Here is an 11282-nt window from a genome sequence, read left to right as displayed (position 1 = left end):
AAGAGCCTGGGCCCGGCGAGCCCGGCCGACGGGCTGGGAGACGCCTCAGCTCACTCCCACTCCCACCCGATGCCCACGATCCCCGACCGCACCCGAGGCTCCACCAGGTGGACGGACCGGTGCAGCCCGCTGAGGGCCAGCCCCTGACGGCCGCTGCGCGGCGCTGCCGCCGAGTGCTGGGAGAACCGGTGACAGCGGACCGGGAGGGCGTTCTCGGCGAACCGGACCTGCAGGGCGTACTGGCCGCCCGCGAGCGGGAAGCCCCGGGCGTACTCGCGGGACACGTCGGCCGTGCCGTCCTCGACGCCGTAACGGAAGAGGTACGTGTCGCCCGCCCGCAGGCGGGTACCGAAGAGCAGCTCCGTCACCAGGACGCCGGTGTCGTGGTGCCAACGGACGCGCCCCGTACGGCAGTTCTCCACGGCGTGCACTGTCATGCGCTCCGGCACACAGCCCGGGTCGCCGTGGTGGACGGCGACGAAGCGGTCCACACCGTCCCGGTGGGCGCGCACGATGTGGTGCGACTCGCGCCCAGCCAGTTCGCGGCGCCCCCCGATGTGTACCCGCTCGTGGTGGGCGAGGGTGTGCAGGCCGCCGTCGGTCGGGCAGTCCAGTTCGGCCAGCAGCTGTTCCAGGACGCCCGAGGCCTCCACGAGGGAGCGGTAGGAGCGGGCCGCCGGCTGCTGGAGGGAGGAGTGGTCGTCGGCCTCGGCGAGCAGCCGGATCAGGGACTCCTCCGGCAGCTGGAGTATCTCCTCCAACGCCCGCACCGCACGCAGTGACTCGGGGCGCTGCGGTCGACGGGCCCCCTGCTGCCAGTAGCTCAGGCTGGTGACGCCGACCCTCACCCCACGACGGGACAGATGGTGCTGCACCCGCTGCAGCGGCAGTCCCCGGGCGGCAATCGCCGCACGCAGGGCCACGTGGAAGGGGCCGCCTCGCAGGGCCGTGTCCAGTTCCGCGGCGGCGACGGTGGGGACGTCCGCGTGCTGAGTGGCGTGCGGCATGCAGGGGCCTTTCTGTGGCTGTTCACAACGGTTGGTCAGACCGGTCGCGCGGATCGTCGGGGCCACCCCGTCGGCGTGGCGGGGGTCTACACATCCGTACGCCGTCGTTCAGGGCCCCGAGTTCCACCGCATTGAAGCGTGTTGACCCAGTCCCGACAACACCTGCCGCCCAACAGCTGCGCACCCTGGCCGAGTCCCGACGCCGCCGCCCGTCCCGCCCTCTCAAGTCGCCGTGCCGGTCCTTGTGTTGGTCCTGGTGTTGCCCACTCGGGCGGAGTTTCGGCCCGGTGACCAGCACGGGGCCACGTCGGCGCGTTGGCTCACCAGGTCCCGGCTCCGCCTTCGGCCCTGCCCCGCGAGAGTGCCGCGGCCAGGGCCTCCCGTCCGTTCACGCCGACGGCGGCCCTCCGCGCGCACGGCACCGGTGTGCTCGTCGTCACGTACGCCAGTGAGGCGGACCGCATGTACGCCAGTGGGACGGACCGCACGTACGCCGGTGAAGCGGACCGCGCAGCCGAGGGTGATCCACCGGTCGGTCCGGCGGGGCCGCGGCTCCCGGGGGCCGGCGCCGACCACCGCCGTGTCCTGGCCGTTCTCGCCTTCCTGGAGTCCCGCCGACCGGCCGGGCCGGTTATCCACAGCCTCGCCGGAGTGTCAGCGGGCGCCAGTAGGGTGTGAGACATGGCCGACCCCTCCAGCTACCGCCCCAAGCCGGGACAGATCCCGGACTCTCCCGGGGTGTACAGGTTCCGTGACGAGCACCGCCGGGTGATCTACGTCGGAAAGGCGAAGAGCCTGCGCCAGCGCCTGGCGAACTACTTCCAGGATCTCGCCGGCCTGCATCCGCGCACCCGCTCGATGGTCACCACGGCCGCGTCCGTGGAATGGACAGTGGTGTCCACGGAGGTCGAGGCCCTGCAGCTGGAGTACTCCTGGATCAAGGAGTACGACCCCCGGTTCAACGTCAAGTACCGCGACGACAAGAGCTACCCGTACCTCGCGGTGACGATGAACGAGGAGTTCCCGCGCGTGCAGGTGATGCGCGGTCACAAGAAGAAGGGCGTCAGGTATTTCGGGCCGTACGCGCACGCGTGGGCGATCCGCGACACCGTCGACCTCCTGCTGCGCGTCTTCCCTGTGCGCACCTGCTCGGCCGGCGTCTTCAAGAACGCCCGCCGCACCGGCCGCCCCTGCCTGCTCGGCTACATCGGCAAGTGCTCCGCCCCCTGCGTGGACCGCGTCTCCGCCGAGGAGCACCGCGAACTGGCCGACGAGTTCTGCGACTTCATGACCGGCCGCACGAGCACCTATCTGCGCCGTCTGGAGAAGCAGATGACGGAGGCGGCCGACGAGATGGCGTACGAGCGGGCCGCCCGCCTGCGCGACGACATCGAGGCCCTGAAGAAGGCCATGGAGAAGAACGCGGTCGTGCTCGCCGACGCGACCGACGCCGACCTCATCGCGGTCGCCGAGGACGAGCTCGAGGCGGCCGTGCAGATCTTCCACGTCCGCGGCGGCCGGGTGCGCGGCCAGCGCGGCTGGGTGACCGACAAGGTCGAGGAGATCACCACCGGCGCCCTCGTCGAGCACGCGCTCCAGCAGCTCTACGGCGAGGAGACCGGGGACGCCGTGCCCAAGGAGGTCCTCGTCCCGGCCCTGCCCGACCCGGTGGAGCCCGTGCAGGAGTGGCTGACCGGCCGGCGCGGCTCGGGCGTCTCGCTGCGCATCCCGCAGCGAGGCGACAAGCGGGCCCTCATGGAGACGGTGGAGCGCAACGCCCAGCAGGCGCTCGTCCTGCACAAGACCAAGCGCGCCTCCGACCTGACCACGCGCTCGCGTGCCCTGGAAGAGATCTCTGACGCCCTCGAGCTGGACAGCGCCCCGCTCAGGATCGAGTGCTACGACATCTCCCACCTCCAGGGCGACGACGTCGTGGCCTCCATGGTCGTCTTCGAGGACGGGCTGCAGCGCAAGAGCGAGTACCGCCGCTTCCAGATCAAGGGCTTCGAAGGCCAGGACGACGTCCGCTCCATGCACGAGGTGATCACCCGCCGCTTCAGGCGCTATCTCGCCGAGAAGGAGAAGACGGGCGAGTGGGCCGACGGTGAGAACAGCCTCGGCGACACGTCGACCGGCCCCCTCACCGACACCTCCGCCGCGCCCATCGCCGACGGCCTCGACGACGACGTCACCGACGGCCGGGGCAACAGCCTCAAGGAGGACGACGGCCGACCCAAGCGCTTCGCCTACCCGCCGCAGCTCGTCGTCGTCGACGGCGGACGGCCGCAGGTCGCGGCCGCCCAGCGGGCCCTGGACGAGCTCGGCATCGACGACATCGCCGTCTGCGGCCTCGCCAAGCGCCTGGAGGAGGTCTGGCTGCCCGGCGAGGACGACCCGGTCGTCCTGCCCCGCACCAGCGAGGGCCTCTATCTCCTCCAGCGCGTCCGGGACGAGGCGCACCGCTTCGCGATCACCTATCAGCGCGCCAAGCGCGCCAAGCGTTTCCGGTCCAGCCCGCTGGACGACGTCCCCGGCCTCGGTGAGACCCGCAAACAGGCGCTGATCAAGCACTTCGGTTCGGTGAAGAGGCTGCGATCCGCGACAATCGACCAGATCTGCGAGGTTCCGGGCATAGGTCGCAAGACGGCGGAGGCGATCGCCATCGCCTTCGCCCAGGCGGCCCCGGCCGCACCCGCCGTGAACACGGCGACTGGAGAGATCATGGAAGACGAGGAATCCGATACGACGGCGGAGACCTCGGGGGAGCCCGTGTCCGCGGGCGCCCCGGACGAACGACGGGGGCAGGAGAGATGAGCGAGCACGAGACACAGCCCACAGGTGAGCGAGATCAACAGGCTCAGGACACGCACAGGAAGGACGGCGAGGATCTCACCCGGAAGGACGCAAACCAGGACGACGGAGCACAGGTGAGTACGGGCGTCGACGCAGCCGGGGTCCCCGAGGCGGCCATCCCCGAGCTGGTGATCATCTCCGGCATGTCCGGGGCCGGCCGCTCGACGGCCGCCAAGTGTCTGGAGGACCTCGGCTGGTTCGTCGTCGACAACCTCCCGCCGGCGCTGATCCCCACCATGGTGGAACTCGGCGCCCGCTCCCAGGGCAACGTGGCGCGGATCGCGGTGGTCGTCGACGTCCGTGGCCGCCGCTTCTTCGACAACCTCCGTGAGTCGCTGTCCGACCTCGACACCCGGGGTGTGACACGCCGGATCGTCTTCCTGGAGTCCTCGGACGACGCCCTCGTGCGCCGCTTCGAGTCGGTGCGCCGTCCGCACCCCCTCCAGGGCGACGGCCGCATCGTCGACGGCATCGCCGCCGAGCGCGAGCTGCTGCGCGAGCTGCGCGGTGACGCCGACCTGGTGATCGACACCTCCAGCCTCAACGTGCACGAGCTGCGGGCCAAGATGGACGCCCAGTTCGCCGGCGACGAGGAGCCCGAGCTGCGGGCCACGGTCATGTCCTTCGGCTTCAAGTACGGCCTCCCGGTCGACGCCGACCTGGTCGTGGACATGCGCTTCCTGCCCAACCCGCACTGGGTCCCGGAGCTGCGCCCCTTCACCGGCCTCAATGAGGAGGTGGCGGCGTACGTCTTCAACCAGCCGGGCGCGAAGGAGTTCATCGACCGCTACTCCGAGCTGCTCCAGCTCATCGCGGCCGGATACCGCCGTGAGGGCAAGCGGTACGTGACCATTGCGGTCGGCTGCACCGGCGGCAAGCACCGCTCGGTCGCCACCTCCGAAAAGCTCGCCGCCCGCCTCGCCTCCCAGGGCGTGGAGACGGTGGTCGTACACCGGGACATGGGACGGGAATGACGGGACGTACACCGCGGCTGGGCAGGCTGCGCCGGGCGGTGCCCGAGTCACGCGCCGCCCGACCCGCCGAGGCCCGTGGCGCCAGGCCACGCCGCCGGGGCGCTCAGCCCAAGGTCGTCGCCCTCGGCGGCGGCATGGGCCTGTCCGCCTCGCTCGCCGCGCTGCGCCGGATCACCGGCGATCTCACCGCCGTGGTCACCGTGGCGGACGACGGCGGCTCCAGCGGGCGCCTGCGTGACGAGCTGGGCGTGCTGCCGCCCGGCGACCTGCGCAAGGCGCTGGCCGCGCTGTGCGGCGACGACGACTGGGGCCAGACCTGGTCCCGCGTCATCCAGCACCGCTTCCACTCCAAGGGCGACCTGCACGACCACGCGGTCGGCAACCTCCTGATCGTCGCCCTGTGGGAGCAGCTCGGCGACCATGTCCAGGCCCTCGACCTGGTCGGCAAGCTGCTCGGCGCGCACGGGCGGGTGCTGCCCATGTCCGCCGTGCCGCTGGAGCTGCAGGCCCTGGTCAAGGGGCACGACCCGGACCGACCCGAGGAGGTCGACACCGTCCGCGGGCAGGCGAACGTCGCCCTCACCTGCGGCGAGGTGCAGTCGGTACACGTGGTGCCGCACGACCCGCCCGCCGTTCCGGAGGCCGTCGCCGCCGTCCGGGACGCGGACTGGGTGGTGCTCGGCCCGGGGTCCTGGTTCTCCTCGGTCATCCCGCACCTGCTCGTGCCGGAACTCCTGGACGCCGTCACCGAGACGAAGGCGCGCCGGGTACTCTCCCTGAACCTCGCGCCGCAGCCGGGAGAAACCGAAGGCTTCTCACCGCAGCGTCATTTGGAGGTTTTGGGACGACACGCCCCTAAACTCGCCCTGGACGTGGTGCTGGCCGACGAGGCTGCCGTGCCCGACCGCGATGTGCTCACCGAGGCGGCCAAGCGGCTCGGCGCCGCGGTCGAGCTGGCCCCGGTGGCCCGGACGGACGGGACGCCCCGGCACGACCCGGAGCTGCTCGCCGCCGCGTACGACCGTATTTTTCGGATGCATGGAAGGATCGGCCCATGGCGATGACGGCAGCGGTGAAGGATGAGATCTCCCGGCTCCCCGTCACCCGGACCTGCTGCAGGAAGGCGGAGGTCTCCGCCATTCTGCGGTTCGCCGGCGGCCTCCATCTGGTGAGCGGGCGCATTGTGATCGAGGCGGAGCTGGACACCGCGATGGCGGCGCGCCGGCTCAAGCGGGACATCCTGGAGATCTTCGGGCACAGCTCCGAGCTGATCGTGATGGCGCCGGGCGGACTGCGCCGCGGTTCGCGCTACGTCGTACGGGTGGTCGCCGGCGGTGACCAGCTGGCCCGGCAGACCGGTCTGGTCGACGGCCGGGGCCGCCCGATCCGCGGCCTGCCCCCGCAGGTGGTCTCCGGGGCCACCTGTGACGCCGAGGCGGCCTGGCGCGGTGCGTTCCTGGCGCACGGTTCACTCACCGAGCCCGGCCGCTCCTCCTCCCTGGAAGTGACCTGCCCGGGCCCCGAGGCCGCGCTCGCCCTGGTCGGCGCGGCCCGTCGGCTGTCGATCGCGGCGAAGGCCCGCGAGGTGCGCGGCGTGGACCGCGTGGTCGTCCGGGACGGCGACGCGATCGGCGCCCTGCTGACCCGCCTCGGTGCGCACGAGTCCGTGCTGGCCTGGGAGGAGCGCCGGATGCGCCGCGAGGTGCGCGCCACGGCGAACCGTCTCGCCAACTTCGACGACGCCAACCTCCGCCGCTCCGCCCGTGCGGCCGTCGCCGCCGGCGCCCGTGTCCAGCGGGCCCTGGAGATCCTCGGCGAGGAGGTCCCCGAGCACCTCGCGGCCGCCGGCCGGCTGCGCATGGACCACAAGCAGGCCTCCCTCGAAGAGCTGGGCGCCCTCGCCGACCCGCCGCTGACGAAGGACGCCGTCGCCGGCCGTATCCGCCGACTGCTGGCCATGGCCGACAAGCGGGCCCAGGACCTGGGCATCCCGGGCACGGAGGCGAACCTCTCCGAGGAGCTGGCGGACAACCTCGTCGGGTGAGGTGAGGGATCATCAACCAGCCGGTGCCGACGTCCACTTGGGAGGTCGGCACCGGTATTTGTCAGTCTTTGCGGCACTCTTGACGGGACCGTGATGTGGCATGAGCCTGGCAGTCATTCGTCACTGTGGCGAAACACTGCTAGGGGGGTTCATGAGACCCAGAGCGAGATCGATCCTCGCTGCCGGTGCGCTCCTGATAGGCGGAGCGAGTATCGCACCGATCGCCCAGGCACAACCGGGAAGTTCACAAGATAGCGACCCGAGCGAAGTCAAGGTCTTCCGCGCCGAAGTCACCAAGAAGCAGGTACCCCTGCTGCTGGCGGCCGGCCAGGACGGCCACGAACTCAGTGAGCAGGCGCCCGAGAAGGGCAAGGCCACCGTCGAGGTCTACCTCACCGACGACCAGGCCGAGAAGCTGGAGAAGCAGGGCGTCGAGCTCACCGAGCACGAGCTCTCCGCCAGTGCCGAGGCCCGTACCGACAAGGCCGCGGAGGGCGTGTACCGCCCGTACAGCGGTAGCGGGGGGCTCAAGGAGGAGATCGTCCGGACGGGGCAGGAGAACCCCGGCCTCACCAAGGTCGTCTCCATCGGCAAGACGGTGGGCGGCCAGGACATCCTGGCGCTCAAGCTCACCAAGAACGCCAAGAAGTCGAAGGACGGCTCCAAGCCCTCCGTCCTGTACGCGTCCAACCAGCACGCGCGCGAGTGGATCACGCCGGAGATGACCCGGCGCCTGATGCACCACTACCTGGACAACTACAGGACGGACAAGCGCGTCAAGAAGATCGTCGACTCGACCGAGCTGTGGTTCGTCCTCTCGGCCAACCCCGACGGCTACGACTACACCTTCCGGGACTCCAGCACCCGCCTGTGGCGCAAGAACCTGCGCGACATCAACGGCGACGGTGCCATCAGCACCGGCGACGGCGTCGACCTCAACCGTAACTTCCCCTACAAGTGGGGTTACGACGACGAGGGTTCGTCCCCGAACCCCACCAGCGAGACCTACCGTGGCGCCGCCCCGGGCTCCGAGCCGGAGACGAAGGCGCTGGATGGCTTGGAGCGCCGGATCGGCTTCGACTACGGCATCAACTACCACTCCGCCGCCGAACTGATCCTGTACGGGGTCGGCTGGCAGGTGGCCACCAACACCCCGGACGACGTCCTCTACAAGGCCCTCGCCGGCACGCCGGACAACCCCGCGATCCCGGGCTACCACCCGCAGGTCTCCTCGGAGCTCTACACGACGAACGGCGAGACGGACGGCCACGCCTCGAACGTCAACGGCATCGCGATGTTCACGCCCGAGATGTCGACCTGCCAGACCGCGTCGAACATCGACCCGAACGACCAGTGGAACGCCAGGGACTGCCAGTCGGTCTTCAACTTCCCGGACGACGAGAAGCTGATCCAGCAGGAGTTCGCCAAGAACGTCCCGTTCGCGCTCTCCGTCGCCGAGTCCGCCGCGCACCCCGACCAGCCGTCCTCCTCGCTCGGCCTGAAGGCCGCCGACTTCACCCCGGCCCCCTTCACCACGTCGTACTCCCGCGGCGCCGACCAGGAGGTCTCCGTCGTCGTACGCAAGTCCGTGCGCGACAAGGAGCTCAAGTACCGCGTCAACGGCGGCCGTACGCACGACATGGCACTCAGGCCCTGGAAGGGCGGCGAGACGTACGGCGGTGAGGACAACCTCTACTTCGACGAGTACCGCGCCAAGGTCGCCGACGGCGACCGGGGCGACAAGGTCGAGGTGTGGTTCACCGGCGAGACCAGGAGCGGAAAGAAGGTCTCCAGCGAGCACTTCACGTACACCGTGGCCGAACGGCCGCGCGCGGACGTCCTCGTGGTCGCGGAAGAAGGCGCCACCGCCGCCCACGCGCAGAAGTACGTCGACGCGCTCAAGGCCAACGGTCACCGGGCGATCGTCTGGGACGTCGCCACTCAGGGCGCGCCCGACGCGTTCGGCGTGCTCGGTCACTTCGACACGGTCGTCCACCACACCGGCGCGAACGTCCCCGGTAACGCCACCCAGCTCCAGCTGCGTGCCTACCTCAACGAGGGCGGCAAGCTGATGGAGGCGGGCGAGCAGGCCGGTGGCAACGTCGACCTCGGCGGCGGCACCCTGTCGAACGACTTCAGCCAGTACTACCTGGGCGCCTACTCCCGTACATCGCTCCCCGGCGCCACCGGCTTCACCGGTTCCGGCGAGCTCGGCGGCTTCACCGGAGCGCTCGGCGACGCCACCGGCAACCCGTTGGACAAGGCCGGGAGTTACAGCGTCACTTCGGACCAGCTGGCCGTCGACACCTACCCGCAGTTCGCCAGCGCGGGCGCGGGCCAGTTCGCCGGAACGGTCAACCCGTACGGCCCCTACGCGGGTTCGTGGATGGCGGCCGCCGTGCACACCGACGACGCCTACAAGCGGCTCTCCAGGACCGTCGACCTCACCGGTGTGACCGCGGCACAGCAGCCGACCCTGCGCACCCAATTGCTGTGGGACGTCGAGCCCGGCTACGACAACGTCCTGATCGAGGCCCACACCACCGGGGCCGAGGACTGGACGACACTCCCGGAGAAGAACGGCGCCGGCAGCAACGCCGTGCCGGCGGAGTGCGAGGCCGGCTTCTACATGGCCGAGCACCCCTGGCTCAAGCACTACCTGACGCAGTCTGCCGCAGGCTGCACCGCGTCCGGCACCAGCGGTCAGTGGAACGCCCTCACCGGCGCCTCCGCGGGCTGGAAGCAGGTGGAGTTCGACCTGAGCGCGTATGCCGGCAACTCGGTCGAGATCTCGATCAGCTATGTCTCCGACCCGGGCTTCGGCGGTCGCGGCGTCCTTGCCGACCAGGCCGCGCTCGTCGTCGGCGGCACGGCCACCGGGACCGAGGACTTCGAGACGTCGCTCGGTGCCTGGAGCGTGACCGGACCGCCCGCGGGCAGTCCGGCCGTCCTCAAGGACTGGGCGCGCACCGGGGCGCTGTTCCAGACATACGGTGCGATCACCACGGACGACACGGTGCTGCTGGGCTTCGGCCTGGAACACGTCGCCGCGCCGGCCGATCGAACGGCGCTCATCGGAAAGGCCCTCGACTCACTTGACGAGTGACACGCCGAGGTCAACCGTGCACAACGCACAGTGACCAAATCGAGTGATCCCGGCTTCCGGGCGGGGCGGTCCGTACCCCTACTGGCGGGTACGGACCGCCGTGCCGTGTATGAGGCATCTGGATGTCACCACGGAGGTCCCAGGGAGGTAGGGTCGTAGGCGGTCGGGGACATCCCAAACAGAGCTCGCCGGCACCGCATGGCCGGCGTACCAACGAGGAGATCGGTTCGTGACGATCCGCGTAGGCATCAACGGCTTCGGTCGTATCGGTCGCAACTACTTCCGCGCGCTGCTGGAGCAGGGTGCTGACATCGAAATCGTGGCTGTCAACGACCTGGGTGACACCGCGACCACGGCTCACCTGCTGAAGTACGACACCATCCTGGGTCGGCTCAAGCACGAGGTCACCCACACCGCCGACACGATCACCGTCGACGGCCACACCATCAAGGTGCTGTCCGAGCGCAACCCGGCCGACATCCCCTGGGGTGAGCTGGGCGTCGACATCGTCATCGAGTCGACCGGCATCTTCACCAAGAAGGACGACGCCGCCAAGCACCTCGCCGGCGGCGCCAAGAAGGTCCTCATCTCGGCTCCGGCCAAGGACGAGGACATCACCATCGTGATGGGCGTCAACGAGAACAAGTACGACCCGGCGAACCACCACGTCATCTCCAACGCCTCCTGCACCACCAACTGTGTGGCGCCGATGGCCAAGGTCCTCGACGAGAACTTCGGCATCGTCAAGGGTCTGATGACGACGGTGCACGCGTACACCAACGACCAGCGCATCCTGGACTTCCCGCACAAGGACCTGCGCCGCGCCCGTGCCGCCGCGGAGAACATCATCCCGACCACGACCGGTGCCGCCAAGGCCACCGCCCTGGTCCTGCCGCAGCTCAAGGGCAAGCTGGACGGCATCGCGATGCGTGTCCCGGTCCCGACCGGCTCGGCCACCGACCTGGTCGTGGAGCTGTCGCGCGAGGTCACCAAGGACGAGGTCAACGCGGCGTTCAAGAAGGCCGCCGAGGGTGAGCTGCAGGGCTACCTGTCCTACACCGAGGACGAGATCGTCTCCTCGGACATCGTCAGCGACCCGTCGTCCTGCACCTTCGACTCCTCCCTGACCATGGTCCAGGAGGGCACCTCGGTGAAGATCCTGGGCTGGTACGACAACGAGTGGGGCTACTCCAACCGCCTCGTCGACCTCACGGTCTTCGTCGGCAACCAGCTCTGATATATCCAGAGCAGGCGCATTGATGTGAGAGCAGGGCTCGGGCGGCGCAGGGACGCGCCTG

General features: G+C 69.9%; 8 protein-coding genes. 7 read left to right on the top strand and 1 reads right to left on the bottom strand.

From position 1 onward, the window contains the following. Positions 1-50: 50 nt before the first annotated feature. Positions 51-1007, bottom strand: a complete 957-nt coding sequence (locus tag ACWGDB_RS17280; protein ID WP_453823201.1) for a hypothetical protein — start codon at positions 1005-1007, stop codon at positions 51-53. Positions 1008-1322: 315 nt separating this feature from the next. Between ACWGDB_RS17280 and ACWGDB_RS17275 the strand changes: the two genes are divergently transcribed. The 7 genes from ACWGDB_RS17275 (at position 1323) to gap (ending at position 11221) form a co-directional block, all read left to right on the top strand. Continuing rightward, on the top strand, positions 1323-1685 hold the full coding sequence (locus ACWGDB_RS17275; RefSeq protein WP_453823200.1) for a hypothetical protein: 363 nt from the start codon (positions 1323-1325) through the stop codon (positions 1683-1685). A 3-nt stretch (positions 1686-1688) separates the two neighbouring features. Continuing rightward, positions 1689-3821: an excinuclease ABC subunit UvrC gene (uvrC, locus tag ACWGDB_RS17270; protein ID WP_453823199.1), complete on the top strand. Its 2133-nt coding sequence runs from the start codon at positions 1689-1691 to the stop codon at positions 3819-3821. Next, positions 3818-4834, top strand: a complete 1017-nt coding sequence (rapZ, locus tag ACWGDB_RS17265; RefSeq protein ID WP_453823198.1) for an RNase adapter RapZ — start codon at positions 3818-3820, stop codon at positions 4832-4834. The genes uvrC and rapZ overlap by 4 nt, the downstream gene beginning before the upstream one ends. Continuing rightward, positions 4831-5898 carry a gluconeogenesis factor YvcK family protein gene (locus tag ACWGDB_RS17260; RefSeq protein WP_453823197.1) on the top strand — a complete coding sequence of 356 codons (1068 nt, stop codon included), beginning with the start codon at positions 4831-4833 and terminating at the stop codon, positions 5896-5898. The genes rapZ and ACWGDB_RS17260 overlap by 4 nt, the downstream gene beginning before the upstream one ends. Next, on the top strand, positions 5889-6878 hold the full coding sequence (gene whiA / locus ACWGDB_RS17255) for a DNA-binding protein WhiA (protein WP_383597055.1): 990 nt from the start codon (positions 5889-5891) through the stop codon (positions 6876-6878). The genes ACWGDB_RS17260 and whiA overlap by 10 nt, the downstream gene beginning before the upstream one ends. Before the next feature lie 151 nt (positions 6879-7029). Further along, positions 7030-9984: a M14 family zinc carboxypeptidase gene (locus ACWGDB_RS17250; protein ID WP_453823196.1), complete on the top strand. Its 2955-nt coding sequence runs from the start codon at positions 7030-7032 to the stop codon at positions 9982-9984. Between the two features lie 229 nt (positions 9985-10213). Continuing rightward, positions 10214-11221 (top strand): type I glyceraldehyde-3-phosphate dehydrogenase, encoded by a 1008-nt coding sequence (gap, locus tag ACWGDB_RS17245; RefSeq protein ID WP_369270310.1) that lies wholly within the window; start codon positions 10214-10216, stop codon positions 11219-11221. Positions 11222-11282: the final 61 nt, after the last annotated feature.

This window comes from Streptomyces sp. NPDC055013, from assembly GCF_053608645.1.
This window is presented reverse-complemented; position numbering and strand designations above follow the sequence as displayed.

Bases quoted from the DNA above. Each gene is read 5' to 3' on its own strand.
- ACWGDB_RS17280 (WP_453823201.1), bottom strand. From the start codon at position 1,007: ATGCCGCACGCCACTCAGCACGCGGACGTCCCCACCGTCGCCGCCGCG.
- ACWGDB_RS17260 (WP_453823197.1), top strand. From the start codon at position 4,831: ATGACGGGACGTACACCGCGGCTGGGCAGGCTGCGCCGGGCGGTGCCC.
- uvrC (WP_453823199.1), top strand. From the start codon at position 1,689: ATGGCCGACCCCTCCAGCTACCGCCCCAAGCCGGGACAGATCCCGGAC.
- ACWGDB_RS17250 (WP_453823196.1), top strand. From the start codon at position 7,030: ATGAGACCCAGAGCGAGATCGATCCTCGCTGCCGGTGCGCTCCTGATA.
- whiA (WP_383597055.1), top strand. From the start codon at position 5,889: ATGGCGATGACGGCAGCGGTGAAGGATGAGATCTCCCGGCTCCCCGTC.
- rapZ (WP_453823198.1), top strand. From the start codon at position 3,818: ATGAGCGAGCACGAGACACAGCCCACAGGTGAGCGAGATCAACAGGCT.